The organism is Mumia sp. ZJ430 (assembly GCF_011751845.1).
In the GTDB taxonomy this organism is placed as follows: Bacteria; Actinomycetota; Actinomycetes; order Propionibacteriales; family Nocardioidaceae; genus Mumia.
In genome coordinates this window covers 45,597-70,865 of record NZ_JAAHFK010000001.1, presented here as the reverse complement: position 1 = coordinate 70,865, position 25,269 = coordinate 45,597, and the positions used below count along the sequence as shown (strand labels likewise).

The 25,269-nt window shown below is 71.3% G+C and carries 30 protein-coding genes and 1 riboswitch; of the genes, 11 read left to right on the top strand and 19 right to left on the bottom strand.

What is annotated here, in order from left to right; genetic code table 11:
* Positions 1-117: 117 nt before the first annotated feature.
* A complete protein-coding gene (locus HCT63_RS00360; RefSeq protein WP_167000514.1) occupies positions 118-1,563 on the top strand; it encodes an FAD-dependent oxidoreductase in 1,446 nt (481 codons plus the stop codon).
* A gap of 65 nt (positions 1,564-1,628) precedes the next feature.
* Positions 1,629-2,006: a VOC family protein gene (locus HCT63_RS00355; RefSeq protein ID WP_167000512.1), complete on the top strand. Its 378-nt coding sequence runs from the start codon at positions 1,629-1,631 to the stop codon at positions 2,004-2,006.
* 9 nt (positions 2,007-2,015) lie between these two features.
* On the opposite strand, the gene HCT63_RS00350 is transcribed toward HCT63_RS00355, so the two are convergent.
* Positions 2,016-3,998 carry an ABC transporter ATP-binding protein gene (locus HCT63_RS00350; protein ID WP_167000510.1) on the bottom strand — a complete coding sequence of 661 codons (1,983 nt, stop codon included), beginning with the start codon at positions 3,996-3,998 and terminating at the stop codon, positions 2,016-2,018.
* Between the two features lie 98 nt (positions 3,999-4,096).
* Here HCT63_RS00350 and HCT63_RS00345 point away from each other — a divergent pair, with 98 nt between their 5' ends.
* Together HCT63_RS00345 and HCT63_RS00340 are read left to right on the top strand one after the other, a co-directional pair.
* Complete coding sequence (locus tag HCT63_RS00345; protein ID WP_167000508.1) at positions 4,097-4,660, top strand: type 1 glutamine amidotransferase domain-containing protein; 564 nt, start codon at positions 4,097-4,099, stop codon at positions 4,658-4,660.
* Between the two features lie 80 nt (positions 4,661-4,740).
* Positions 4,741-5,835: a dipeptidase gene (locus tag HCT63_RS00340; RefSeq protein WP_243842816.1), complete on the top strand. Its 1,095-nt coding sequence runs from the start codon at positions 4,741-4,743 to the stop codon at positions 5,833-5,835.
* On the opposite strand, the gene HCT63_RS00335 is transcribed toward HCT63_RS00340, so the two are convergent.
* On the bottom strand, positions 5,819-6,658 hold the full coding sequence (locus tag HCT63_RS00335) for an SDR family oxidoreductase (RefSeq protein ID WP_167000506.1): 840 nt from the start codon (positions 6,656-6,658) through the stop codon (positions 5,819-5,821). The two genes, HCT63_RS00340 and HCT63_RS00335, sit on opposite strands and share 17 nt — an antisense overlap.
* Positions 6,659-6,680: 22 nt before the next feature.
* On the bottom strand, positions 6,681-6,812 hold the full coding sequence (locus HCT63_RS20620; protein ID WP_255490670.1) for a hypothetical protein: 132 nt from the start codon (positions 6,810-6,812) through the stop codon (positions 6,681-6,683).
* 86 nt (positions 6,813-6,898) lie between these two features.
* On the opposite strand from HCT63_RS20620, the gene HCT63_RS00330 reads away from it, so the two are divergent.
* Positions 6,899-7,864: a helix-turn-helix domain-containing protein gene (locus tag HCT63_RS00330; protein WP_167000504.1), complete on the top strand. Its 966-nt coding sequence runs from the start codon at positions 6,899-6,901 to the stop codon at positions 7,862-7,864.
* A 73-nt stretch (positions 7,865-7,937) separates the two neighbouring features.
* On the opposite strand, the gene HCT63_RS00325 is transcribed toward HCT63_RS00330, so the two are convergent.
* The 3 genes from HCT63_RS00325 to HCT63_RS00315 form a co-directional block, all read right to left on the bottom strand.
* Entirely contained in the window at positions 7,938-10,160 is a 2,223-nt protein-coding gene (locus HCT63_RS00325; protein WP_347877909.1) for a heavy metal translocating P-type ATPase, read from the bottom strand.
* Entirely contained in the window at positions 10,157-10,372 is a 216-nt protein-coding gene (locus tag HCT63_RS00320) for a heavy-metal-associated domain-containing protein (protein ID WP_167000502.1), read from the bottom strand. Before HCT63_RS00320 ends, HCT63_RS00325 begins: the two co-directional genes overlap by 4 nt.
* A 127-nt stretch (positions 10,373-10,499) precedes the next feature.
* Positions 10,500-10,790, bottom strand: a complete 291-nt coding sequence (locus tag HCT63_RS00315) for a metal-sensitive transcriptional regulator (protein ID WP_167000501.1) — start codon at positions 10,788-10,790, stop codon at positions 10,500-10,502.
* A gap of 61 nt (positions 10,791-10,851) precedes the next feature.
* Between HCT63_RS00315 and HCT63_RS00310 the strand changes: the two genes are divergently transcribed.
* Together HCT63_RS00310 and serA are read left to right on the top strand one after the other, a co-directional pair.
* On the top strand, positions 10,852-11,283 hold the full coding sequence (locus HCT63_RS00310; protein ID WP_167000500.1) for a PaaI family thioesterase: 432 nt from the start codon (positions 10,852-10,854) through the stop codon (positions 11,281-11,283).
* Positions 11,284-11,361: 78 nt separating this feature from the next.
* Positions 11,362-11,451: riboswitch (ZMP/ZTP riboswitch) on the top strand.
* Between the two features lie 71 nt (positions 11,452-11,522).
* Positions 11,523-12,767: a phosphoglycerate dehydrogenase gene (serA, locus tag HCT63_RS00305; protein WP_279587725.1), complete on the top strand. Its 1,245-nt coding sequence runs from the start codon at positions 11,523-11,525 to the stop codon at positions 12,765-12,767.
* Positions 12,768-12,770: 3 nt separating this feature from the next.
* On the opposite strand, the gene HCT63_RS00300 is transcribed toward serA, so the two are convergent.
* Complete coding sequence (locus tag HCT63_RS00300; RefSeq protein WP_167000499.1) at positions 12,771-13,457, bottom strand: alpha/beta hydrolase; 687 nt, start codon at positions 13,455-13,457, stop codon at positions 12,771-12,773.
* Between the two features lie 50 nt (positions 13,458-13,507).
* Here HCT63_RS00300 and HCT63_RS00295 point away from each other — a divergent pair, with 50 nt between their 5' ends.
* Positions 13,508-14,203 (top strand): YafY family protein, encoded by a 696-nt coding sequence (locus tag HCT63_RS00295; RefSeq protein WP_167000498.1) that lies wholly within the window; start codon positions 13,508-13,510, stop codon positions 14,201-14,203.
* Between the two features lie 3 nt (positions 14,204-14,206).
* On the opposite strand, the gene HCT63_RS00290 is transcribed toward HCT63_RS00295, so the two are convergent.
* The 8 genes from HCT63_RS00290 to HCT63_RS00255 form a co-directional block, all read right to left on the bottom strand.
* Positions 14,207-14,746 carry a DUF1697 domain-containing protein gene (locus HCT63_RS00290; protein WP_208322200.1) on the bottom strand — a complete coding sequence of 180 codons (540 nt, stop codon included), beginning with the start codon at positions 14,744-14,746 and terminating at the stop codon, positions 14,207-14,209.
* Positions 14,727-15,572: a hypothetical protein gene (locus tag HCT63_RS00285; protein ID WP_167000495.1), complete on the bottom strand. Its 846-nt coding sequence runs from the start codon at positions 15,570-15,572 to the stop codon at positions 14,727-14,729. Before HCT63_RS00285 ends, HCT63_RS00290 begins: the two co-directional genes overlap by 20 nt.
* A 24-nt stretch (positions 15,573-15,596) precedes the next feature.
* Positions 15,597-15,740, bottom strand: a complete 144-nt coding sequence (locus HCT63_RS00280; RefSeq protein ID WP_167000493.1) for a GPGG-motif small membrane protein — start codon at positions 15,738-15,740, stop codon at positions 15,597-15,599.
* A gap of 109 nt (positions 15,741-15,849) precedes the next feature.
* Positions 15,850-16,569 carry a L,D-transpeptidase family protein gene (locus HCT63_RS00275; RefSeq protein WP_167000491.1) on the bottom strand — a complete coding sequence of 240 codons (720 nt, stop codon included), beginning with the start codon at positions 16,567-16,569 and terminating at the stop codon, positions 15,850-15,852.
* Entirely contained in the window at positions 16,569-17,612 is a 1,044-nt protein-coding gene (locus HCT63_RS00270) for a class I mannose-6-phosphate isomerase (protein WP_167000489.1), read from the bottom strand. Before HCT63_RS00270 ends, HCT63_RS00275 begins: the two co-directional genes overlap by 1 nt.
* Complete coding sequence (locus HCT63_RS00265; RefSeq protein WP_167000487.1) at positions 17,609-18,505, bottom strand: aldo/keto reductase; 897 nt, start codon at positions 18,503-18,505, stop codon at positions 17,609-17,611. The genes HCT63_RS00270 and HCT63_RS00265 overlap by 4 nt, the downstream gene beginning before the upstream one ends.
* 44 nt (positions 18,506-18,549) lie before the next feature.
* The gene (locus tag HCT63_RS00260; RefSeq protein ID WP_167000486.1) at positions 18,550-19,026 is read right to left on the bottom strand and encodes a MarR family transcriptional regulator; all 477 of its coding nucleotides are present in this window, start codon (positions 19,024-19,026) and stop codon (positions 18,550-18,552) included.
* A 38-nt stretch (positions 19,027-19,064) separates the two neighbouring features.
* On the bottom strand, positions 19,065-21,107 hold the full coding sequence (locus tag HCT63_RS00255; RefSeq protein ID WP_167000484.1) for an NADPH-dependent 2,4-dienoyl-CoA reductase: 2,043 nt from the start codon (positions 21,105-21,107) through the stop codon (positions 19,065-19,067).
* Between the two features lie 27 nt (positions 21,108-21,134).
* Between HCT63_RS00255 and HCT63_RS00250 the strand changes: the two genes are divergently transcribed.
* Positions 21,135-21,371: a hypothetical protein gene (locus HCT63_RS00250; RefSeq protein ID WP_167000482.1), complete on the top strand. Its 237-nt coding sequence runs from the start codon at positions 21,135-21,137 to the stop codon at positions 21,369-21,371.
* On the opposite strand, the gene HCT63_RS00245 is transcribed toward HCT63_RS00250, so the two are convergent.
* A complete protein-coding gene (locus tag HCT63_RS00245) occupies positions 21,343-21,993 on the bottom strand; it encodes a PadR family transcriptional regulator (RefSeq protein ID WP_167000480.1) in 651 nt (216 codons plus the stop codon). The two genes, HCT63_RS00250 and HCT63_RS00245, sit on opposite strands and share 29 nt — an antisense overlap.
* Positions 21,994-22,063: 70 nt before the next feature.
* Positions 22,064-23,194, bottom strand: coding sequence for an FAD-dependent oxidoreductase (locus tag HCT63_RS00240; RefSeq protein WP_167000478.1), 1,131 nt, complete (start codon positions 23,192-23,194; stop codon positions 22,064-22,066).
* Between the two features lie 65 nt (positions 23,195-23,259).
* Between HCT63_RS00240 and HCT63_RS00235 the strand changes: the two genes are divergently transcribed.
* Positions 23,260-23,655 carry a VOC family protein gene (locus HCT63_RS00235; RefSeq protein WP_167000476.1) on the top strand — a complete coding sequence of 132 codons (396 nt, stop codon included), beginning with the start codon at positions 23,260-23,262 and terminating at the stop codon, positions 23,653-23,655.
* 11 nt (positions 23,656-23,666) lie between these two features.
* Here the strand turns inward: HCT63_RS00235 and HCT63_RS00230 are convergent, their stop codons facing one another.
* The gene (locus HCT63_RS00230; RefSeq protein ID WP_167000474.1) at positions 23,667-24,251 is read right to left on the bottom strand and encodes a YdeI/OmpD-associated family protein; all 585 of its coding nucleotides are present in this window, start codon (positions 24,249-24,251) and stop codon (positions 23,667-23,669) included.
* Complete coding sequence (locus HCT63_RS00225) at positions 24,248-24,820, bottom strand: dienelactone hydrolase family protein (RefSeq protein ID WP_167000472.1); 573 nt, start codon at positions 24,818-24,820, stop codon at positions 24,248-24,250. Before HCT63_RS00225 ends, HCT63_RS00230 begins: the two co-directional genes overlap by 4 nt.
* Before the next feature lie 59 nt (positions 24,821-24,879).
* On the opposite strand from HCT63_RS00225, the gene HCT63_RS00220 reads away from it, so the two are divergent.
* A complete protein-coding gene (locus HCT63_RS00220) occupies positions 24,880-25,269 on the top strand; it encodes a nuclear transport factor 2 family protein (RefSeq protein WP_167000470.1) in 390 nt (129 codons plus the stop codon).

The window sequence follows — 25,269 nt, the reverse complement described above, 5'->3', positions numbered from 1 at the left end:
TCGACTCCTCGTGCACTCGTGGATGGCGGCGTTGAGGCGGTACCCGCCGGCGGGCGACCCAAAACATCGACTGCCCTCGACGCGGTTGGGTACCGGAGGTCCGACGGAAGGATCCCGATGCATTCCTGGTGGTACGACCAGAACCCTGACCGCCCGACGTACGAGCCGCTCACCGACGACCTCGCTTGCGACGTCGTCGTGGTGGGCGCGGGCCTGGTGGGGGTGACCACAGCGCTGGCGCTGGCCCGTGCGGGCACGTCGGTAGTCGTCGTCGAAGCGCGAACGGTGGCGGCTGGAACGACGGGCGGGACGACCGGCAAGGTCAGCCTGCTGCAGGGGACGCGGCTCTCGACGATCCAGCAGCACCACGCCGAGAGCCTGCGCGGGTACGTCGGCGCGAACCGTGCCGGGCAGGACTGGATCCGCGCGTACTGCCAGACCAGCGGTCTGTCGTACGACGAGCGTGACGCGGTCACCTACGCCACCACGGCCGCTGGTGAGCGTCGGCTGCGCCAGGAGCAGGAGGCATGCGTAGAGGCCGACCTGCCTGTGGTGTGGGACGGCGAGCCTGGCTTGCCGTACGAGGTGCGCGGGGCGATCCGGTTGGTGGGGCAAGGACAGGTCGACGCCGTTGCACTGACCGCCCGCGTCGCTGCCGATGCCGTCGACGCCGGTGCGCGGATCTTCGAGGGCACTCGCGTGCTCGGCGTGGAGAGGGGACCCCGCCGCCGAGTCCGAACCGCGCACGCGACGATTGAGGCCCAGGACGTCGTGCTCGCCACCGGCACACCGATCCTCGACCGTGGGGGATTCTTCGCAAGGCTGTCGCCGAAGCGGTCGTACGCCGCCGCGTTCCGCACCGAGGGCCCGGCGGTCGACGCCATGCACCTGTCGATCGACGCCCCGACGCGGTCGTTGCGGACGTCGACACCGGACGGATCCGTGCTCCTGGTCGGCGGCAACGGGCACACGACCGGGCGTGCGCGTTCGGAGGCCGCGAAGCTCGACGAGCTGGTCGCGTGGGCACGAGAGACGTTCGGGGTGGGGACACCGCTGGCGACCTGGTCGGCGCAAGACTACTCCCCGACGGGCGGGCTGCCGTACGTCGGACGTCTGCTGCCGGTCGACCCGCACGTCCACGTCGCGACCGGGTTCGACAAGTGGGGGATGGCGATGGGCGCTGCCGCAGGCCTCGCGCTCGCCGGGGACCTCCTCGGTGAGGCGCCAGGCTGGCGCGACTCCGTACGGGCCTGGCGGCGACCCGCCCTCCGGGACGCGACGACGGCGGCGGTGGTCAATGCGGAGGTCGGGGCCGAGCTGGGCAAGGGCTGGGTGTCGGCAGCACTGTCGCGCGACGAGGACCCGCCGTCCGTACGGGGGCTTCCGCCGTGCGCGGACTCCGGAGACGGCACGCGGCTGAGCGCGGTCTGCACGCACCTCGGCGGGGTCGTGGAGTGGAACGACGCCGAGCGCACCTGGGACTGCCCGCTGCACGGGTCTCGGTTCGCCGACGACGGATCGGTGATCGAGGGGCCGGCCACGCGACCGCTGCGGCGCCGCTGAGTTCGCGCGGCCCGAGCGGTCCACCGTACGAGGGCCCGTCCATGGGCCCGGGACAGGAGAACGTCATGCTCGCCGAATCACCCGCCTTCCAGGGCTTTTCCGTCGACGACATTCCGAAGGCCCGTGACTTCTATGCCGATGTGCTCGGTCTGGACGTCGACGAGGAGGACGGGATGCTGCGGCTCCACCTCGCCGGAGGTCGCGACACGCTCGTCTATCCGAAGGGCGACCAGCACGAGCCGGCCTCGTACACGATCCTCAACTTCCCGGTGCCCGACGTCGAGGCCGCCGTGGACGGACTGAGCGCGCGCGGAGTCGTGTTCGAGAAGTACGAGGGGACGCCGATGGCGACCGACGAGAAGGGAGTGTTCCGCGGGGGCGGGCCGCTCATCGCGTGGTTCACCGACCCCGCCGGCAACGTGCTTTCCGTCATCCAGGAATAGCTCGCGAGCCTAGAGGGGGACGTCGGCGCGGACGTGGCCTTCGCGGTCGCGGACGCACGTCCCGTCCCGGAACAGCACGCCGTCGCGGAAGCGCCCTTCCACCTCGCCGCCGCCGAACTGCTCGACGTACAGCCGCGAGTACAGCCCGCCCTCCGCGAGCAGCTCGGCGTGCGTGCCCCGCTCGACCAGCCGGCCGTCCTCGAGGCCGAAGATCACGTCGGCGTTCTGGATCGTCGAGAGCCGATGCGCGATGGCGATCGTCGTACGCCCGACGGTCGCGCGCTCCAGCGCGTCCTGCACCAGCCGCTCCGTCTCCGTGTCCAGCGCCGACGTCGCCTCGTCGAGGATGAGCACGCGCGGGTTCATCAAGAACACGCGCGCGATCGCGATCCGCTGCTTCTCGCCTCCCGACAGGCGGTAGCCGCGCTCGCCGGTGATCGTCTCGTACCCCTCGGCGAAGCTCATGATCCGGTCGTGGATGTTGGCGTCGCGGGCAGCCTGCTCGACCTCCGCAGGTGTCGCACCCTCCTTGGCGTACGCGATGTTGGCGAAGATCGTGCCGTGGAAGAGGTACGGCTCCTGCGTCACCATCCCGACGGTCGTTGCCAGCGAGTGCTCGGTCGCGTCCCGGACGTCCACGCCGTCGATGAGCACCGCGCCCTCGGTGACGTCGTAGAAGCGCGGCACGAGGTACGTCATCGTCGTCTTGCCCGACCCCGACGGTCCGACGATCGCGGCGAGCTGGCCCGGTTCGACCGCGAGCGAGACCTCCCGCAGCGTCCAGCGCTCCTCGGTGACCGGGTCGTGCTCGTCGGTGCCACGAGGCGGGACGCCGAGCAGTCGCGGCGGCGGATAGCGGAACGACACCGCGCGGAACTCGACCCGCCCGCCCTGCCCGGTGTCGGGCAGCGGTCGCGCGTCCGGACGCTCGATGATCGCGGGCTCGAGGTCGAGGTACTCGAAGATCCGGCGGAACAGTGCGAGCGATGTCTGGACGTCGAGCGTGACCCGCATGAGCTGGATCAGCGGCATCTGCAGGCGTGACTGCAGCGTCGTGAAGGCGACGAGCGTGCCGGCGGTGAGTCCGCCGCCGGAGAAGTCCATGCGTCCGGTGAGCATGAAGCCGGCGACCAGGTAGATGATCGCCGGGGTGATCGCGAAGAACGTCTGCACCATCGCGAAGAACGTGCGGCCAGTCATCGCCGCCGTCACCTGCAGGTGCGTCTGGCGCTGGTTCTCCTCGCGATAGCGCAGGGTCTCGCTCTCGGCGCGGTTGAACACCTTCGCCAGCAGGATGCCGGAGACCGACAGCGCCTCCTCGGTGATGGCCGTCATCTCCGAGAGCGACTCCTGCGTCTTGCGGGCCAGTCGCTGCCGCCGTCGCCCCACCCGGACCTGGATCACCACGAACAGCGGCATCAGGATCAGTGTGATGAGCGTCAGCTGCCACGACAAGATCACCATCGCGACCAGCGCCGAGCTCACGGTCACGACGTTCTGCAGGATCGTGGTCGCGGTGTCGGTGAGCACCGTACGGACGCCGCTGACGTCGTTGGCCAGGCGCGACTGGATCGCGCCGGTCTTGGTCGCGGTGAAGAAGCCGAGCTCCATCGTCTGCAGGTGCGCGAACAGCCGGCTGCGCAGGTCGGCCATCGCCGAGTTGCCGATGGTCGACGTGAGGTAGTTCTGCCCGATCCCGATCAGCGCGGTGACGATCGGGATGAGGCACAGCCCCGCGACGAGCCAGCCGAGCAGCCCCAGGTCAGCGCTGCCTCCGTCCACCGGGAAGAGGGCGTCGTCGAACACCGCCTTGGTGAGGAACGGCGCCAGCGAGCTGAGGATTGCGCCGGTCACGACCGCGAGGGCGACCAGGAGCATCTTGCCCTTGTACGGAGCCAGCAGCTGCGCAATCCGTGGCAGTACCCGCGACGCATCTGCCCGTGCGTCGGCGCGACGTTCGGCCCGCGCGGCCTCCTCGATCTCCGACCTCATGGGACGAGCCTAGGTCCGCGTGCGGCACGTGACCGGGTGTGAAGTCGCCACGATCGGGTACCGAATGCCCGAAGCCACCCGGAGCGGAAGGGAGCACGATGACCGACCCGGATCTCAACGGTCGCCGCGTCCTGGCGATCGCGACCAACTACGGAGTCGAGCAGGACGAGCTCGTCGTCCCGGTGGAGCACCTGCGCGCGAGGGGTGCACACGTGGACGTCGCCGCCGTCTCCGACGAACCGATCGAGACGCTGGTGGGCGACAAGAACCCCGGCAAGACGGTGAGTCCGGCGACGACGCTGGCCGACGTCGACGCCTCGGCGTACGACCTCCTGCTCGTTCCTGGCGGCACACTCAACGCCGACTCGCTGCGCCTCGACGGTGACGCCGTCACGATCGTCAAGGCGTTCGCTGGCAGCGGCAGGCCGATCGCCGCGATCTGTCACGGCCCGTGGGCGCTGGTCGAGGCGGGCGTGGTCGACGGTCGGCGCCTGACGTCGTACGCCTCGCTGGCCACGGACATCCGCAACGCCGGTGGGTCCTGGGTCGACCAGGCGGTGGTCAGGGACGACTCCGGCAGTCCCGTCCTGGTGACCTCGCGCACACCGAAGGATCTCGACCCGTTCCTCGGCGAAGTCGGTCGCGTCCTCGCCGGCACCTGACCTGCGCGCGGGCCTTGTGCGCGACACGCTCACGCACGAGGCCCGCGCGTGGCGCCCCCCGCGTACGAGAAGGTGGGACGGTGACGTCTCCCCTTCCTGCGGCGGCCCTCGCCGACACGACCGACCTGACCGTACGCGAGGCGCTGGGGCGTGCCCTGGTCTTCGACGGGCACAACGACCTCGCCTGGGAGTCGCGCACCGCGGCCTCGTACGCGACCGACGGCCTCGGGACGCGCGACCCGCACGGGCGCTTCCAGACCGATGTGCCGCGGCTGCGTCGGGGAGGCGTCGGGGCGCAGTTCTGGTCCGTGTACGTGCCGACCGACCTCGACGGCGCGGACGCGGTGGAGGCGACGCTGGAGCAGATCGACTTCGTGCACCGCCTGGTTGAGGACTATCCGGAGGACTTCGCGCTCGCCCGTACGGGGGATGACGTCCGCGCCGCCTGGGCGGCAGGAAAGATCGCGTCGTTGCTCGGAGCCGAGGGTGGGCACAGCATCGACGGGTCGCTCGCCGTGCTGCGGACCTTCGCGCGGCTCGGCGTCGCCTACATGACGCTCACCCACAACGACAACACCCCGTGGGCGGACTCCGCCACCGACGAGCCGGTGCACGGCGGGCTCACTGACGTCGGGCGTGACGTGGTCCGTGAGATGAACCGTCTTGGCATGCTCGTCGACCTCTCGCACGTGGCGCCGGCGACGATGCACGACGCACTCGACGTGACCACGGCGCCGGTGGTCTTCAGCCACTCGGGCTGCCGAGCCGTGACCGAGCACCCGCGCAACGTCCCCGACGAGGTCCTCGTCCGGCTGCGCGACAACGGAGGCGTGCTGATGGTGGCGTTCGTGCCGAGCTTCCTGAGCGAGGAGTGGGCCGCGTGGCGCCACGACGGCGAGACCGGGCCCGAGCCGGTCGTCGGCGTGGATGCGGTGGTCGCGCACCTCGAGCACGCACGCGACGTGATGGGGGTCGAGCACGTCGGGCTGGGCGGCGACTACGACGGCTTCGCCGTGTTCCCTGCCGGGATCGAGGACGTGTCGGGCTATCCGCGGATCCTCGAGGCGCTCGCCGCCCGCGGCTGGAGCGCCGACGAGATCGCGGCGGTGGCGGGAGGCAACGCGCTGCGCGTCTTGGACGCGGTCAGTCTGGACGCGGTCAGCGACGGCCGCTGAAGACCTCCGCGACCGACAATGCCGGTCGTCCGAGCAGGTCGGGAATGTCGCTCGTCACGTGAGCGAGCTCGCCGTCGCGGATCGCGGTGTAGGTGCTGATCCAGGCCTCGACCATCCACCGCGGCGCGCCGTAGTGTGCCCGCGACGCGAACGCCTCTTCGATGGTCTCGTCCACGTACGTGACCGGCACGCCGGTGGCCTCGGAGAGCAGCGCGGCGACCTCGCCGAGCGTGAGCGCCTCCGGTCCGGTCAGCGTGTACGCCCGCCCGACGTGGCCGGTCGGGTCGGCGAGGACGTGCGCGGCCGCAGCGGCGACATCGACCTGGCTCACGGACGCGACCCGCCCTTGGCCGCCAGGCCCGCGGATGGCCCCGTCCGTCGCGAACGCCCGCAGCGCCTCCGTGTAGAGGTTGTCGCGCAAGAAGGTCCACTCCAACGGGGTCGCCTTGAGATATTCCTCGGTGGCGCCGTGGTCGCGGGCCAGCAGGAACGTCGCGTCGGCCCCGGCGCCGGCGAACGACAGATAGACGACCTGACGGACGCCCGCAGCGACGGCGGCATCGATCGCGGTCTGGTGCTGCTGGACACGGTCGGCCGACTCCGTGGCGGACACGAGGAACAGCGTGTCCACGCCTTCGAAGGCGGTGAGGCATGCGTCCCCGTCGTCGTACGACGCGACCGCGACGTCCGCTCCGGGCAGGGACGGTGCCCGGCTCGGATCACGGACGACGAGCCGGATCGGCAGCCCCGCATCGGCGAGGTGGCGTGCCGTCATCCCTCCGACATGGCCGCTCGCGCCGGTGATCGCCCGCAGCGTCGTCATGCGGCGATCGTGTCACGGCCGATCAGCGCCCGCTGTGCACGCGCATCGCGTCGAGCTCGGCACCGATGCGCTGGCGGTCACGGTTGCCGTTGCCCGTCCGGTAGGCCGGGAATCGCGGGGTGTGGGTGCTGTGGTGCTTCTTGAAGAACCTCATGGCACTCAGTTTGCGACGAGCGAGATCCTGCCACCAGTGGCGGAAAGGTCATTGACCATGAAGATCCTGCCACGTACGGTGAGGGGATGATTCGGACAGTGGCAGCCCTGGTCCTCGACGACGTCGCGACCTTCGAGCTCGGCGTCGCGTGCGAGGTGTTCGGGATCGACCGGACCGAGGACGGCGTGCCCCCGTTCGACTTCCGCATCTGCGGTCCGGAGGCGGGCGTCCCGCTGCGGCTCTCGGTGGGCTCGGCGGTCGTCCCCGAGCACGGGCTCGAAGGCCTGCGCGGTGCCGACCTCGTCGTCGTCGTCCCGTCGTGGCGACGGACGGGCGAAGAGCTCACCGACATGGACCCGGTGATCCTCGACGCCCTGCGCGCCGCTCACTCCGACGGCGCGATCATGCTCAGCATGTGCAGCGGGGCCTTCATCCTCGCGGCCGCCGGGCTGCTCGACGGCCGGCCGTGCACGACCCACTGGCGGCACGCGGCGCACCTGCGCGAGATGTACCCCGTGGCGAAGGTCGACGAGGACGTCCTCTTCGTCGACGATGGTGATGTCGTCACGAGCGCGGGCACCGCCGCCGGCATCGACGCGGCGCTGCACCTCGTACGCCGCGAGATCGGCAGCGACGCCGCCAACGCCATCGCCCGCCGCATGGTCGTCCCGCCGCAGCGCGACGGGGGTCAGCGGCAGTTCATCGAGCGGCCGGTGCCGACGTGCAGCGACGACGTGTTCGCCGAGGTCCTCGACTGGATGGTCGAGCACCTCGACGAGCAGCAGCCTGTCGCCCGGCTGGCCGAGCTGGCCGGCTTGTCGACCCGGACGTTCGCACGGCGCTTCTCCGCCGAGACCGGGACGACCCCCGTGCAGTGGCTCGTCCAGCAGCGGATCTTCGCCGCACGGACGCTGCTGGAGTCGACCGACCTCGACGTCGACCATGTCGCGCACCGGTGCGGGTTCTCGTCGGCGACGCTCCTGCGGCACCACTTCCGGCGCCTCGTCGGCGTCACGCCAGGGGAGTACCGCCGGACCTTCGCGACCGTCTGAGCACCGCGACACCCGGACGTCATACGGAGGGAGGGTCGGAACCCACGATCCGTATGACGTCCGGGGTGTGCGGTCAGAGGCGGCGCAGGCGCAGCGAGTTCGTGACGACCAGCACCGAGCTCGCCGCCATCGCCGCACCCGCGATCAACGGGTTGAGCAGCCCGGCCGCCGCGAGCGGGATCGCCGCGACGTTGTAGCCGAACGCCCATCCGAGGTTCTGCTTGATCGTGCGCAGCGTCGCGCGCGACAGCTCGATCGCCTGAGGGGCCAGCCGCAGGTCACCCCGTACGAGGGTGAGGTCCGACGCCTCGATCGCCACGTCGGTGCCCGTACCCATCGCGATGCCGAGGTCGGCGGTCGCGAGGGCAGGGGCGTCGTTGATGCCGTCGCCGACCATCGCGACCGTACGGCCCTGGGCCTGCAGGTCGGCGACGACCCGCACCTTGTCCTCGGGCATCACCTCCGCGACCACCTCGGTGATCCCCACCTCGGCGGCCACCGCGTCGGCGACCGAGCGGCGGTCGCCGGTGAGCAGCACCGGGTCGAGGCCGAGTGCGCGAAGCTCCGTGACGGCCTGTGCCGACGTGGGCTTGACCCGGTCCGCGACCGCGACCACGCCGCGTACGGTCCCGTCGATGGCCACGTGGACGGGAGTGGTCGCGGGGTCGACCTCGGGCAGGTCGTCAGGGACGAGCGCGCCCTGCTCGATCAGCCACGGCAGCCGCCCGACGAGCACCTTGCGATCCTCGACCACGCCTCCGACACCGAGCCCGGTGGTGGTGACGAACTCGTGCACCTCCGGGAGGTCGCCGGCTTCGCGCGCCGCGGCGGTGACCGCGCGGGCGAGCGGGTGCTCCGACGCGGCCTCGACCGCACCGGCCAGCCGCAGGACCTCGGCTCCGTCGTGACCTGGTGCGGCCGCGGTGGCGACGACATGCATCGCGCCCTCGGTCACGGTGCCGGTCTTGTCGAGCACGATCGTGTCGACCTTGCGCGTCGACTCGAGGATCTCGGGACCCTTCACGAGGATGCCGCGCTGCGCGCCCCGCCCCGTACCGGCGAGCAGCGCCGTCGGCGTCGCGAGACCGAGCGCGCAGGGGCAGGCGATGATCAGCACGGCGACCGCCGCGGTGAACGCCTCGTTGACCGTCCCGCCCACGAGGAGCCACCCGGCCCACGTGCCGAGGGCGAGCACGATGACGATCGGGACGAAGACCGCCGAGATGCGGTCGGCGAGCCGCTGGACCGGCGCCTTGCCGCTCTGTGCGTTCTCGACGAGCCGGGCCATCTGCGCGAGCTGTGTGCCCTCGCCGACCGCGGTGGCACGGACGAGGAGGCGACCTCCGTCGGCGACCGTGCCGCCGACGACGCGGTCGCCCGGTCCGGTCTCCACCGGCACGCTCTCTCCGGTGAGCATCGAGGCATCGATCGTCGCGGACCCCGAGACGACCTCGCCGTCGGTGGCGACCTTCTCGCCGGGACGGACGACGAACGTGTCGCCGATCGCCAGGTCGCCGATCGGCACGGCGACCTCGCGGCCGTCGCGCAGCACCGTGACCTCCTTGGCCCCGAGCGACAGCAGCGCGCGCAGCGCGGCACCGGAGTCGCGCTTGGCGCGGTGCTCGAGATAGCGGCCGAGCAGGAGGAACACGGTGACGACGCTCGCGACCTCGAGATAGATCTCGTCGGGGCCCGAGCCCTCGGCGAACCAGCTGATCTCCATGCGCATGCCGGTCATCCCGGCGTCGCCCCAGAACAGCGCGTAAACCGACCATGCGTAGGCGGCGGTGACGCCGAGCGAGATGAGGGTGTCCATCGTCGCGGCGCCGTGCCGGGCGTTGATCCACGCGGCACGGTGGAACGGCCACGCGCCCCAGACCGCGACAGGTGACGCGAGCGTGAGGGTGAGCCACTGCCAGTTGTCGAACTGCCAGGCGGGGATCATCGAGAGCACGAGCACCGGCGCGGACAGCAGCGCGGAGATGATCAGGCGCTGGCGCAGCGAGGTGAGCTCGGGATCGTCGACGGGCTTGTCGGTTCCGCCGTCAGTCTCGGCCGTGGCCACCGCGCGGACGGGCTCGGCGGTGTAGCCCGTCTTCTCGACCGTCGCGATCAGGTCGGCGACGTCGACGAACGCGGGAGCGGAGACGTACGCCCGCTCCGTCGCGAAGTTGACCGACGCCTCGACCCCGTCGAGCTTGTTGAGCTTCTTCTCGACGCGTGCAGCGCAGGACGCGCAGGTCATGCCGCCGATCTCGAGCTCGTACGGGACGAGGTCGGTCGCGCCCCCGCTCACGAGACGACCTGGTAGTTCCCTGCCTCGTCGACCGCGGCCGCGACGGCGGCGTCGTCCAACGGGGCGGTGCTGGTCACGTGGACGGTCGAGGTGCCGCCGGCGACGAGCTCGACCTCGACGGCCTCGACTCCGTCGAGCGCGCCGATCTCCTCGGTGACGGCGCCCGCGCAGTGTCCGCAGGTCATCCCGGTGACGGAGTAGGTCTTCTTCATGACGTGTTCCCTTCGTGGTGTACTGATACGGGGTAGGGGTATGGTCTCGACAGGGCTCGACCGGCGGGTGTCCGGCTCGACCGGCGGGTGTCGGGCTCGACCGTCGGGTCCTGGGCGGCGTCGGGAGCTAGGAGCGGACGAGGCGGGCGATGGCGGCCGATGCCTCGGCGATCTTGGCCTCGGCGCCATCACCCGAGGCGATCGCGTCGTGGACGCAGTGGGCGAGGTGCTGGTCGAGCAGGCTCAGGGCCACCGACTCCAGCGCCTTGGTGGCGGCGGAGACCTGGGTCAGGACGTCGATGCAGTAGGTGTCCTCCTCGACCATGCGTTGCAGGCCGCGGACCTGGCCCTCGATGCGCCGGAGCCGCTTGAGGACGGCGTCCTTGTCGGCGCTGTAACCGGGTGCGTGGGTGTCCATGCCGTCGACCATACCCCTAGGGGGTATCAAGTTCAAGAGGGTCGGGGAGCACAATCGTCGGATGACTGATGCAACCACGTCTGAGCCCGGCCTCGGCGGTGTCCTCGGCTTCTCGTACGACGAGGTGTCCGGCGATCGCGTCGTGGTCACCTGGACCGTCGGTCCGGAGCACCTCCAGCCGTTCGGGATCGTGCACGGCGGCGTCTACTGCGCGGTCCACGAGAGCGCCGCGAGCACGGCGGGCCAGGCGTGGCTGCGCGACAAGGGAATCGTCGTCGGCGTGAACAACAACACCGACTTCCTGCGTCAGGCGCATGCCGGCGACGCCCTGCGTACCGTCGCGACCCCGATCCACCGCGGCCGCACCTCGCAGCTGTGGGAGATCTCGACCACGAACGTCGAGGGCAAGCTTGTCTCGCGCGGCCAGGTCCGCCTCGCGAACCTCGACGGCTCGCCGCCAGCGGAGTTCCTCGCGCACCTCGGCGGAGCCTGACGAACGTCTCGACCTCTGCGCTGCAATGACGGCGCGAATGTCGAGACGTACGTCGGGAGTTCGCGCGACCGCCTACACTGAACGGGTCGCGACTGGCGTTCAGGTGGATACCACCGGGGAGCGACACGACCAACGAAGACCGCGGGACCGTTCGCCTGGGCCCTGGGTCGACCGCCACCAGCCGGTGGGACGACCTGACCAGGAGGACGTTGCCCGTGACGACACAGACGCTCTACACGATGACCGCTGACCTTCCCGTGACCACGCCCCGGCTCAACGACGGCGACATCCGCGTCCTGCTCCTCGAGAACATCCACGAGGACGGCGCCGAGTTCTTGCGCGCCCAGGGCTACCAGGTCGAGGCCCGCAAGGGCGCCCTCGGCGAGGACGAGCTGATCGAGGCCGTGCAGGGAGTTCACCTGCTCGGCATCCGCTCGACCACGTACGTCACCGAGCGCGTCCTCGCCCACGCTCCCGACCTGCTCGCGATCGGTGCCTTCTGCATCGGCACCAACCAGATCGATCTCAAGGCCGCTGCGCAGCGTGGGGTCACGGTCTTCAACGCGCCATACTCCAACACCCGCTCGGTCGTCGAGCTCGCGATCGGCGAGATCATCTCGCTGGCGCGTCGCCTCAACGAGAAGACCAACGACATGCACGCGGGCGTCTGGAACAAGTCCGCCCAGGGCAGCCACGAGATCCGCGGCCGCAAGCTCGGCATCGTCGGCTACGGCAACATCGGCAGCCAGCTCTCGGTGATCGCCGAGGCGCTCGGCATGCAGGTGTACTACTTCGACGTCGCCGACAAGCTCGCCCTCGGCAACGCCAGGCGCTGCGCGACCCTCGACGAGCTGCTCGAGACCGTCGACGTCGTGACGCTGCACGTTGACGGCCGTCCCGGCAACGCCGGGCTGTTCGGTGCCGAGGAGTTCGCGCGCATGCGCCCGCGCTCGCTGTTCCTCAACCTCTCGCGCGGCATCCTCGTGGACACCAAGGCGCTACGCGCCCACCTCGAGTCCGGCCACATCGCGGGTGCCGCGGTCGACGTGTTCCCGGTCGAGCCCAAGAAGCAGGGCGACCCGTTCGAGTCCGACCTGCGCGGCCTTCCGAACGTCATCCTCACCCCCCATGTCGGCGGCTCGACGATGGAGGCGCAGCAGGACATCGGCCGTTTCGTGGCCGGCAAGCTCCACACCTACCTCGCCGAGGGGTCGACCGACCTCTCGCCGAACATGCCGCACCAGCAGCTGCCGTCGTACCGCGACCACCACCGGCTCGCGCACCTCCACCACAACGTCCCGGGGGTGCTGTCGGCGATCAACGTGATCCTCGGCGACCACGGCGTCAACATCGAGGGGCAGACGCTCGGGACCCGCGGCGAGATCGGCTACGTGCTGACCGACATCGACAAGCAGCTCGAGCCCGAGACGCTCAACGCGCTCGGCACCTTGCCGGAGACGATCCGGCTCCGCCAGCTGAGCTGACTCTCACCCGCGCGCGTCGAGGAACCGGGTGACGGCGCGGGTGAACGAGGCGGTGTCCTCGAGCATCGGGAGGTGGCCGGTGTCGAGACTCGCCTGCCACGGGGAGCCGAGGTTCGCGGCGAACCGGCGCTGGAGGGCCGGGGCGATCTCGCGGTCCTCGAGCGTCGTCACGTATCCGCGGGGCAGTCTCAGCTCGCCGTCGCCGACCTGCCCCCGGTAGAGGCCGACCGCTTCCGGGACGAACGCGTCGACGATGCGCTCCGCCGTACCGTCGTCGAGCCCGGTGGTCAGGCCTCGGCGGATGGCGCTGTCCGGCGGTCGCGTCCCCGCGAACCGCATCGCCAGACTCAGCACGTGGCGCTGCGGGAAGGGCATCGACGACACGAACGACCCACCCGGTCGCGGGACGACGGCGCAGACGGCGAGCAGTGCGCGGACCCGCTCCGGCGCACGGCGTGCCAGCTCCGCCGCCACCACCGCGCCCGCCGAGTGCGCCACGACCGCGAACCGCTCCCACGGGGCGGCGCCCAGTGCGGCCTCGACGTAGTCCGCCAGCGCGGCTCCGTCACGGGACGGGCGCGGTGCGACCGCCGTCGGGCGTGGGGCGAGCAGCTCGCGCGTCCCCTCCCAGATCCAGGAGGGCAGGCCGGCGCCGCTGAGCAGGAGCACGGGTTCGTCCGAGGAGGTCATGGATCCATCCTCACGGGCAGTCTTGTCATCCTTATGTCACCATTTCTCGGGTGAACCGCACCGATCGGCTGTACGGGATCCGCGAGGAGCTGCGCCGTGCCGGGACGCGGGGACGCACGGCCGAGCAGCTCGCGGCGACGTACGAGGTGAGTCCTCGTACGATCAAGCGCGACGTCGCGGCCCTCCAACATGCGGGCTTCCCGATCTGGGCACGCCTGGGCCGCCACGGTGGCTACGTGGTCGACCCGGCAGCCACCCTTCCGCCGATGAACGTCACCGCCGCCGAGGTGTCGGGTCTGGCCGCCGCGATCGCCGCGCACCGGGGCCAGCCGTTCGACGGGCAGGCCCGTACGGCCCTCGCCAAGGTGCTCAGCGTGATGGAGCCGAAGGCGCGGCTCGGCGCGACCGCGCTCACCGAGCGGGTGTGGATCGACCGTGCTGACACCGCCGGCGACCCGCGCTCACGGCGCGCCGTCGAGCAGGCGCTGCATGAGCGTCGCGTCCTGTCGCTGCGCTATCGCGACGCCGACGACACCGTGACCGACCGTCGGGTCGATCCGCAGATCCTCGCGTTCACTCGGGGCTCGTGGTACCTGGTCGCACGCTGCCGACGTCGTGACGACCTGCGCTGGTTCCGGCTCGACCGGGTCGAGCGCGCGAGGGTCACCGCGCAGGTCGCGGTCGACGTCCCGGTCGAGAGCATCGGTACGCCGCCGCCCACCGCCGCACCCGTCGCGGACCTGTGAGGGTCACTGCGCCATCGCGGCGAGCTTCTCGACCGTGCGGAGGTTGCGCCCGGTCCCGGGGACCCCGGCGAGCTTGAGGAGGCGCGGCGCGGTGACCGCGCTGCGCCCCGCGCCGTCGGCGTACCAGAGGTGCAGCTCGCGCCCGAGCACGCGCAGGCGGTCGTCGCCGAAGTCGTACGCCTCGACCGCCTCGGCGGCCTTGCGTGAGGGTGCGATGGTGAAGAACCAGACGTGGCAGAACTTCGGGTCGTGGATCTCGAACGGGTACGCCTCCTGTGCAGCCCGAAGTTCAGCCCCTGTCCGCGCGACCGCATCGGTCGTGACGCCCATCTGGTCGGCGATCCCCTTCGCCAGCGCGGTGCCGAAGTCGTCTGCGTCCCCGGGCGGGACGCAGACGAGGTTGCCGCTGTTCACGTACGTCGCGACGTCTTCGGCGCCGAGGTCGGACGCGAGCGTACGGAGCTCGGCCATCGGGACCTTGTTGCCGCCGACGTTCACGGCTCTGAGGAGGTAGGCGACCTTCTCAGAAGTCGAAGCCGCCACCGAAGTCGAACCCTCCGCCGTCACCGCCGCCGCCGAAGTCGAACCCGCCGCCGTCTCCGCCAGCATCTCCACCCGCGTCTCCACCGCCGTCGCCACCGGCATCTCCGCCGCCGTCGCCGCCGCTCTCGCTGCCGTCGCCGTACTCGGCCGCGTCGAGGCCCGCGTCCGAGGCGAACATGCCGCCGAGCATGGTGCCCATGAACAGTGCGGGCATGAACGCGAAGGCCGAGAAGTAGCCGGCGGCGTACGGCGCGTAGGCCGGGCCGGCCTGCCAGTAGGGGAGGCGCTGCGGGCCGACCATCACCTTGCGGGTGTCGGGCTCAGCGCCGGCCTTGACGCGCTCGGCGTCGAGGGCGCAGGCAGGGACCTCGCGAACGGTGCCGCCGTCGGGGGAGAACTGGACGTCCTCCACGGACAGGCCGTGCCGCGGGTCGAAGAAGCACATCGCCCGCTTCGCAGGAAGCGGGCTGTTGGTCACACGGGCCTCGACGCACGCGATGGCGTAGCGCCCGTCTTCGAGGATCTCGGTAACGTGCCGGACGTCCTCGGGCTTCTGGAGGGCGTCGACCGCGGACTTCGCGGACTCGTACGCGTCGAGCGCCCGTTGGTAGTCGGCCTGCGCGCCCTCGTCGAGGGGGGCACCGACCAGGTCTGCGTCGAGCTTCTGGAGCTCCTCGCCGAGGGCGGTGACGTCCTCGAACGCGGTCTTGCGAACCGCCTGCACCTGGTCAGCGAGCTCAGACTGCTCGCGTGCCTTCGTCTTGCGACGGTCGCTGACCAGGTACAGGGCAATCGCGGCGATGACGACGAGGATCACGAGCTCCATGCCGCCAGCCTACGGGTTCTTTGGTTAGCCGAACACGCTCACGCCGCCCGGGCCGACAAGAAGGCCGACGACGATGAGGACGATGCCCCAGAGCATCTGCTTGCGAACAAGGGCGACAATTCCCGACACCACGAGGATGACGGCAAGGATCCAGAGCAAGAACGTCATTGCTTCACTCCGTTCTCCGGGCGGGGGGCCCGGCTCATGTGCAACACACAGTCGTCACACGTTTGTGACCGTAGTACAGGTGCCCTGCGTCAGCGGGTTCAAACGCCGTTTAGCGACCTATTGCGATGACTGGTTGCCTGTCGGGCCGTAGACGTTTCAGGACGTATCGGATGAAGCGGGAGGGAGCGGACACACATCCGGCGGTCGCGCCCTTGCCGTTCGCGTGCAAGAAGATGCCCGAGCCGCGATAGCGGACCGCGCGGGGCGGGCGGTTGAAATCGACGACGACCGACCACACGTACTGCTTGCGGTAGTCGCGCAGTCGCTCCGAGGCGTTGCGGTGCGACGCCGGCAGCCACCAGCGGAAGCCGCCGGACGCCTTGTTGCGCAGCGTGTTGTAGTACGCCGAGCGGTTGTCCTGCACCCAGTAGTCACCGCGACGCACCTTCCGGTACGGCAGCCGGCTACCGGTCGGCTTCGCCCGGAGACCGAACGCCTCCGTCATCGTGAAGGTCCCGAGGGGCGTCGTCCCGGTCGACTGCTTGCGCTTCGACGCGGCGACCAGCCCGCCGTACCCGATCCGACCGTTGGTCGACCGGCGCTTGGCGACCCACTGGCTGTCACGGCGGACCCAGTACGTGACGCGTGCGCGGTACGAGCGCGTGCGGTTGACGGTCACGACCTGCGTCGTGCCCGCGCGAAGGTGGACGGTGACGCCGTCGAGGCGCACGGTGTCCGCGGCACGGGCGGTGCTCGCCGCGGCGGTCGTGGCCGGGACCGCCGCAAAGAGGGCGGTGACGGCGACGAGCGTGACGGCGCGGGGGGTCATCACCCCACGATGCGCCCGTCGGGCGAGCCGCGCCACCCCTCTCCAGGACGGGCCACCAGCACCCGGGCGTCGCCGACGAGGCGCCACGGGCCGAAGGCGGCGGGGACGACGAGCGACTGGCCGCCGCCGACCGGGAGGGAGCCGGCGCCCTCGATCACCCCGGTCCCCGAGAGCACGACCAGCGCAGCGAAGCCGGCAGCGATCTGAGAAGACTCGCCCGGGGGTGGGGCGAGAAGGTGGAGCCGGAAGTACGGGTCGCCCGCCTCCGGCAGCAGCGGGACGGGAGCTCCCGTACGGGCGGTGAGGTCGTGACGGACGGTGAGTCGCGCCAGGTCGTCTGCCCCGAGCGCGGTCGTCGACACCGCGTCCATCGCGAGGTCGAAGCCGAGCCCGAGGTGCGACTCGTCGCGCGTCGAGGTCGTGATCGACCACTCCAGCAGGATCGAGAAGTCGGTCGGCTCCTGCACCTCGGCGACGAACACGCCGGCGCCGATCGCGTGCGGGGTGCCCGCCGGGACCACGAAGCCGTCGCCGGGTCGTACGGGGATGCGGTTGAGGTGGCTCAGCAGCCAGTCTCCGTCCTGCGCGTCGCGGCGCGCGGCGAGCTCGTCAGGATCGACGTCGCCGCTCCAGCCGAGGTAGACCACCGCGTCGTCGGCGGTCTCGAGCACGAGCCACGCCTCGGTCTTGCCGTACGGGCAGTCGAGGTGCTGGGCCGCGAACGCGCGGTCGGGGTGGACGTGGACGGGGAGCCGCTGGCCGGCGTCGAGGAGCTTGAGGAGGATGCCGGTGTCGCCGCCCCGTACGGAGTCGGTGCCGACCCAGCCGACGGGATCGGCTTCGACGAGGTCGCTGAAGAGCGCACCGGCAGCCGTACGGGCGAGTCCGACCGTCGGGGAGTCCGCACGCGACACGGTCGCGCCGACCCACTCCTCAGGGCAACGCTCGACCGGCGGGAGCCCGCGGAGGGCGGCGATGCGTGCGCCGCCTGCATAGAAGTGGTGCACGAGGTTCGGCTGGAGGAGCTGGGGGGTCGCGGTCACGGCACCGGCTTATCACGCGCGGCGGTCCACAGGGACCACCACTGGCGGCGGGTCATCGCGTCGGCGACCTGCTCCGCGTCGGCGCACGCGCGGATGCGGCCGGGGTCGGTCGTGCCGATCACCGCGACGATGTCGGCCGGGTGCTTGAGGAGCCAGCCGAGGACGACGGCCTCCGGAGTGGTGCCGAGCGCGTCGGCGTACCGGCGCACCAGCACCGCCGTCGCCTCGTCCTCCGGGCCGCGCGGACGTCCGGTGTAGCGGCCCTGGGCGAGTGCGCCGTACGCCTGGACCGTGATGCCGAGGTCGATGCAGCGCTCGAGCGTCCCGGCGACCGGCGTGTACGACGTCGCGTCCGGGTGGTTCACGAGGACGCCGGCCTCGATCAGGTCGCGGTGGTGCAGCCCGAGCTCGAGCTGGTTCACGTCGAGCGGCTGTCGTACGGCCGTGCGCAGGTGTCCGATCTGGGTCGCGTCCATGTTGGAGACGCCGAACGCCGCGACCTTGCCTTCGGCGACGAGCGTGTCGAAGGCGTCCGCGATCTCGGCAGGACGGGCGAGCGGGTCCGGTCGATGGAGGAGGAGGCGGTCGACATGGTCGGTGCCGAGGCGCGCGAGGCTGTCGTCGACGGAGCGCAGGAGGTGCTCGCGCGAGAGGTCGTACGCGTTGCCGCCCTCCGCGCCGCCGAGCACGATCCCGCACTTCGTCTGGATCTCGATCTCGTCGCGCAGCCCGGGGTGGCGGGCGAGCACCTCCCCGAACACCGACTCGGACGTGCCGCCGCCGTAGATGTCGGCGTGGTCGAACAGCCGGATGCCGATCTCGTACGCCGTCGTCACCGCCGCGTCGGCACGCTCGAGGTCGGCGAGCCCCATGCAGCCGTACGCGAGTCTCATGCCCCCATCTTCACCGCTTGGGGCCCGCTGCGCGCAGCGCCACGTCACTCAGGGATGTTGCCGTCCCCGCCGAGGTTCGTGACGACGCGGCGCAGCACGTTGATCATCGTCACGTAGTCCTCCTCCGAGATGCCGTCGAGCGTCTGTTCATGGACCCGCGCGTTGCGCTCGCGGGCGCGTTCGAGTCCGGCCACGCCGGCGTCGGTCAGCGTCATGGCGCCGCCGTCCTCGCGGAGCCATCCGCGCGCGACCAGGTCGTCGTACACCTCGTCGAAGTCGATCCCGAGGTCCTCGTACGGCGTGAGCCGCTCGGTCAGGGTGGGGCGCGTCCAGCGGCCGGGGTCGCCGGCGGCGTGGTTGAGCGTCCACCAGTGCGGCTGCGTCAGGTCCTCGGTCGCGAGGGCGTCGCGAAGCCCGCCGACGACGCGGCGGTACGCGTCACCGGTCCAGGCGCCGATCGGCTGCTTCGCGATCACGTCGGCGGGGTAGTCCCGCAGGTCGTCTTGCGTGCTCGTCGTCATGCCGTCAACGTAGAACCTCAAGCGCACTTGAGATCAATTCAGAGTCGCGCGGCGAGTTCCGTGGCCTGGCGGATCGCGCGTTTGGCGTCGAGCTCGGCCGCGACGTCGGCGCCCCCGATCACGTGCACGCTCACGCCGGCTGCACGCAGCGGCTCCGCGAGATCGGTCACCGACTCCTGCCCCGCGCACACGACGACCGTGTCGACCTCGAGGACGTGCGCGGTGCCGTGCTCGTCGCGGATGTGCAGCCCGGCGTCGTCGACGAAGTCGTACGTGATGCCGCCGAGCATGTGCACGCCGGAGTCCTTGAGCGTGGCGCGGTGCACCCAGCCTGAGGTCTTGCCGAGGCCCTTGCCGAGCGGTGCGGGCTTGCGCTGGAGCAGCCACACCTCGCGCGGCGGGACGGGCGTGACCTTCGTGCCGACGCCGCCCGGCTCGAGCGCCGGATCAGTGACGCCCCAGCGGGCCATCCACGCGTCGAGCGGCTCGTCCGCCTGATGGAGCAGGAACTCCGCGACGTCGAACCCGATGCCGCCGGCGCCGATGATCGCGACCTTCGCGCCGGCCTCGACGCGGCCGTCGATGACGTCGGCGTACGAGGCGACGCTGGCGTGGTCCATGCCCTTGATCTCCGGCACCCGCGGTACGACGCCGGTGGCGATCACGACGTCGTCGTACGCGCGCAGGTCGTCGGCGGTCGCCCGCGCCCCGAGCCGCACGTCGACGCCGGTGACCTCGAGGCGTCGCGCGTAGTAGCGCAGCGTCTCCGCGAACTCCTCCTTGCCCGGGATCAGACGTGCCAGCCGGAACTGGCCGCCGATCTGGCCGTCGGCCTCGTACAGCGTGACGCCATGTCCGCGCCCGGCGAGCTCGGTCGCGGCGGCGAGGCCCGCGGGGCCGGCACCGACGACGGCGATCTGCTTGCGGCGCAGCCGGGGGACGGGCAGCAGTCGCAGCTCTGTCTCGTACCCGGCACGGGGGTTCACCAGGCAGGTGCAGCGCTGGTTCTTGAACGTGTGGTCGAGGCAGGCCTGGTTGCAGCCGATGCAGGTGTTGATCTCGTCGGCGCGGCCCTGCGCGGCCTTGGTGACGAACTCGGGGTCGGCAAGCATCGGGCGTGCGAGCGAGACCATGTCGGCCTGGCCCTCGGCGAGGATCTGCTCGGCGATTTCCGGGGTGTTGATCCGGTTCGAGGCGATGACGGGGATGCCGACCTGGGGGCGCAGCTTGCCGGTCACCCACGCGAACGCGCCGCGCGGGACGGACGTGACGATCGTCGGAATGCGCGCCTCGTGCCAGCCGATGCCGGTGTTGAGCAGCGAGGCGCCCGCCGCCTCGATCCTGTGGGCGAGCTCGAGCGTCTCGTCCCAGGTCTGGGAGTCGTCGACGAGGTCGAGCAGCGAGATGCGGTACTGGACGATGAAGTGCGCGCCGACCTCCTCGCGGATGCGGCGCACGACCTCGACGGGGAAGCGCATCCGCTTCTCTGCGCTGCCTCCCCAGGCGTCCGTACGGTCGTTGGTGCGGGCCGCGAGGAACTGGTTGATGAGGTAGCCCTCGGACCCCATCACCTCGACACCGTCGTACCCGGCACGCTGCGCCAGCTTGGCCGCGCGCACGAAGTCGTCGACGGTCCCCTCGACCTCGCGGGTGCTCATCGCGCTCGGCTTGAACGGGGTGATCGGCGACTGCTTCGACGAGACACCCTTGGAGAACGGCGAGTAGCCGTACCGGCCGGCGTGCAGCACCTGCATGAGGATGCGGCTGTCGTGCTCGTGCACCGCCTCGGTGACCGTACGGTGCTTGTCGGCCATCCGCCGGCTCGCCATGGTCGAGCCCATCGGCGACAGCCAGCCGCGCCAGCTCGGGGCGTACCCGCCGGTGACGAGGAGCGCGGCGCCGCCCTTGGCGCGCTCGGCGAAGAACGCGGCGAGCTTGGGGATGTCACTGGCTCGGTCCTCGAGCTTGGTGTGCATCGAGCCCATCATCACGCGGTTGCGCAGCGTGAACCCGGCGACCTCGAGGGGGCGCAGGAGGTGCGGGTACGGGGTGGTCGGCTGCTCAGGGCTGCGTTCAATCATCGGGGACCTCTGGTGTCTACTGGAGGGGTGATCTCTCGACGCGCTGCGTGGTTCCTGGTGCTCGCCGGGCTGTTCAACATCGTGATCTGGCCGCGGTTCGGCATGGCCATCTGGAACGACGAGCGGGCGTGGGAAGGCGCGATCGGTGACAGCACACCGACCGGGTTCTTGTGGGTGCACGCGGTGCTCATCGTCGCGGCGGTCTCGATCGCGGTCGGCGTGCTGTGGGTCGCGGTCACGGCGCTGCGCTCCCGCCGCCGGTAGCCCCGCCCTCCGCTGCTTCCGCCGGTCGAGCCGCCTCCGCCGGTCGAGCCGCCTCCGCCGGTCGAGCCTGTCGAGACCCCGCAGCCTGTCGAGACCCCAGCAGCTCCGCGACCTCCTCGCACCACGCGAGCCCGGCCTCCTCGAGAAGGATGCCGCCGCGCAGCACCGCGTACTGCGCCCGCTGCCCCTCGTCGAGCGCCGCGACGTCGGGGAACGTGCGAGCCGCGTCGGCGCGGTAGAAGGCCAGCCGCTCGCGATGCGCGTCGGCGCGGCGGGCGATGTCGGCGAGAATCGCGTCGCGGTCGCCGAACGGGAGCCCGCGCAGCTTGACCGCGAAGTCGCTGCGCGCGGTCTCGATCGGGCTCGGCTCGCGTGACCACTCGCGCAGGGCGTCGCGCCCCTCGTCGGTGATCACGTAGATCTTCTTGTCAGGGCGGCCCTCCTGCGGCACCGCCGTCGAGGCGACCAGGCCGCCGGTCTCCATGCGACCGAGCACCTTGTAGATCTGCTGGTGGCTCGCCCTCCAGAAGTGGCCGATCGACTTGTCGAAGCGGCGCGTCAGGTCGTACCCGCTCGCCCAACGCTCGGCGAGCGAGACGAGGATCGCGTGCTCCAGGGCCATGGCGAGGAGTATATGCATCTCGATGCACTGCGTCGAGATGCACCCATGTCACATCCCCCGACCGGCAAACTCAGGCGGCGGCCCGGGCGCTCACCGTACGGAGGGCGGCGCGGGCGGCGACGCGTCCGGCACGGTTGGCGCCGATGGTCGACGCCGACGGTCCGTACCCGACGAGCTGCACCCGGTGGTCGCGCGCCGCTGTCGTCGGGGTGTGGGCGTCCACACGGGCGACGAGCCGCACGCCGCCCGTGTCCTCGCGCAGGTGCAACGGCGCGAGGTGCCCGAGCACGGCACGGAATCCCGTCGCCCACACGATCACGTCGGCGCGCTGGAGCGATCCGTCGGCCATCCGGACGCCGTCGGGCTCGATCCGCGTGAACATCGGGTGGCGCTCGTACGCCCCGAAGGTGGCGGCCCGCTGCTCCTGCGGACGAAGCAACAGCCCGGTCACGCTCACGACGCTCTGCGGCGGCAGGCCGCGTGTCACCCGGTCCTCGACGAGCGCGACCGCCGCCCGCCCGGCCTCGGGGTCGAAGTCGTCGCCACGCCAGATCGGCTCCCGCCGGGTCACCCAGGTCGTCGATGCGGCGAGCGGCGCGACCTCCCCGAGGATCTGCACCGCCGACGCGCCACCCCCGACCACCACGATGTCGAGGTCGGCCAGGTCCTCCGGCCCCGCGTAGTCGACGGTGTGCAGCTGTCGCCCGCGGAAGGTCCCGGCCCCCGGATAGCTCGGCCAGAACGGTCGCTCCCAGGTCCCGGTCGCGTTGACGAGCGCACGCGTACGCCACGTGCCCGCATCGGTGACGACGAGGAGGTCGCCGTGGGAGTCGCCGGGGACGGCGTCGCGGACGGAGCGGACCCGCACCGGTCTGACCACGGGCAGCGCGAACCGTTCCTCGTACGCCGCGTAGTACGCCGGGACGAACGCCTGCGCCGGCGCCTCGCCGTCGGCGTCCGGGACGTCGAGCCCGGGAAGCATCGCGATCCCGTGGACGTCGCGCATCGTCAGGGTGCGCCACCGGTGCTGCCAGGCGCCTCCCGGCGCAGCGTTCGCGTCGAGGACGACGAAGCGGGCTCCGAAGCGGGCTAGGTGGTACGCCGCGGACAGTCCCGCCTGTCCCGCCCCCACGACCACGACGTCGACCGTACGGGCGTCACCGGGTCGAGACGGTACGACGGCAGCGGGGGAGGTGGTCACGTACGGGTCAACCGCGACACGGCGGCCGGTGTTCCGAGGCCCCCGTCACGGCTAGCGTGGACCGCATGACGGACCCCCACTCCGACCCGGACCACCTCGCGTTCGTCCACCTCCACCACGTCCAGCTGGCGATCCCGCGAGGCGGGGAGGCGGAGTGCCGGGCGTTCTGGCGCGACGTGCTCGGCATGCACGAGCTCGAGAAGCCGCCGGTCCTTGCCGCGCGTGGCGGCTGCTGGTTCCGTTTGGGCGGCGTCGAGGTCCACCTCGGGGTCGAGGACGACTTCGAGCCGGCACGCAAGGCCCACCCTGGCATCCTCGTCGCGCGCATCGACGACGTCGCGGCCCGACTGGTCGCCTCCGGCACCGACGTGACGTGGGACGACGGGTTCCCGGGGCACCGGCGCTTCTATGCCGCGGACCCCTTCGGCAACCGGCTCGAGTTCTTGCAGCCCGACGCCTGAAGCCCGCGTGCTCAGCGGTCGCGCGCGGCGATGCCCTGGGCAGCGAGCCGGACGACCTCGGCGATGCGCGCCTCGCGCGTGGCCGCACGCTTGGCGTCGACGAGCCAACGGAGGATCTCCTTGCGCCGCCCGGGCGTGAACGCGTCGAACTGACGCCGCGCCTCGGGGTCGGCGTCGAGCGCAGCGGCAAGGTCGTCAGGGACCTCCATCGCCTCCACGCTGTCGAGGTGCGACCACGACCCGTCCGCCTTTGCGCGGTCGATCGCCGCCTGACCCGCCGGGGTCATGCGTCCGGAGGCGACGACGCGGTCGACACGCTCCTTGGACAGGCGGCTCCACACCGAGCCCGGCCGCCGGCGGGTCATCCACAGCATCGAGTGGTCGTCGTCGAGCCCTTTGGCCTGGCCGTCGATCCAGCCGAACGCCAGCGCCTCCTCGACCAGCGCCTCGTACGACAGCTCCGGCCGCTCGGTCTCGCGCCGTCGCCAGACGATCCACACGCCGGGGTCGGGGTCGTCGTGGTGCTCGGACAGCCAGGAGCGCCACTCCTCTGCGGAGTCCATCGGCAGCCGGGGTGCGTCGCTGAAGCTGCTCATCTCTGCGGCAGCTCTGCGAGGAAGGCCAGCACCCGCTCGCGCAGGAGCGCAGCCGCATCGGCGTCGTGGTCGACGTTGCCGACCTCGGCGAACACGTGCCCCGAGCCGGGATAGCGGAACACCTCGGCGCCCGACGCGGCAGCGAACGGCGCGACCTCCGCGTCCCAGTCCATCCACGGGTCGTCGGCCATGCCGTGCACCTGGACAGGGAGTCCGTCGGGCCACGGCGTTTCGAACGCCTCGACCGGCAGCGCTGCGTACAAGAGGAGCGCGCCTCGTGCGCCCGGTCGGGTCTGTGCGTACTCCTGGGCGAACACGACACCGAGGGACGCGCCGGCCCAGACCACGTCGGGCGGCAGCCCGGCGACCCCCTCCGCGGCACGCCGGCGCAACTCGGGACGTCCGACCTCGTCACCGTGCGCCACTCCCTCGTCGACCGTCGGGAACGTCCGGCCGGCGAAGACGTCAGGAGTGTGCACGAGCGAGCCAGTCGCGCGAAGATCGTCGGCGAACGCGAGAAAGCCGTCGGTCTGCCCCAGGGCGTGGTGGAAGAGCACGATCTCGGTCATGCCGTCACGCTAGACCTCCGCACCGACAACTGTCAGCGCTCGTCCGTAGCCTCGAACACATGTCCACCGCGCCTCGTCTGGCTCCCGTGAAGAGCCGTCCCGCTCCCCGCACGCCCGACGCGCTCGGTGCCGAGCTCGTCGACCGCCTGCACGCCCGCGACGTCGACGGTCTGGTCGCCCTGTACGAGCCGTCGGCCGTCCTCGAGCTGCCCGACGGCTCGGTGGCGACGGGTCACGACGAGATCCGGGCGTTCTACGAGCGGACGCTCTCGAGGCACGCGGCCGTACGGGCGGGGGTTCAGCGCCGTCCCCTCGTGCAGGGCGACCTCGCGCTCACGACCACCGTGCTCCCGCGCAGCGCCGGGGCCGGTGGTGCGACGTGCGAGGTCGCACGCCGGCAGCCCGACGGCACGTGGCGGTGGATCATCGACCGCCCGAGCGTGCGGTGA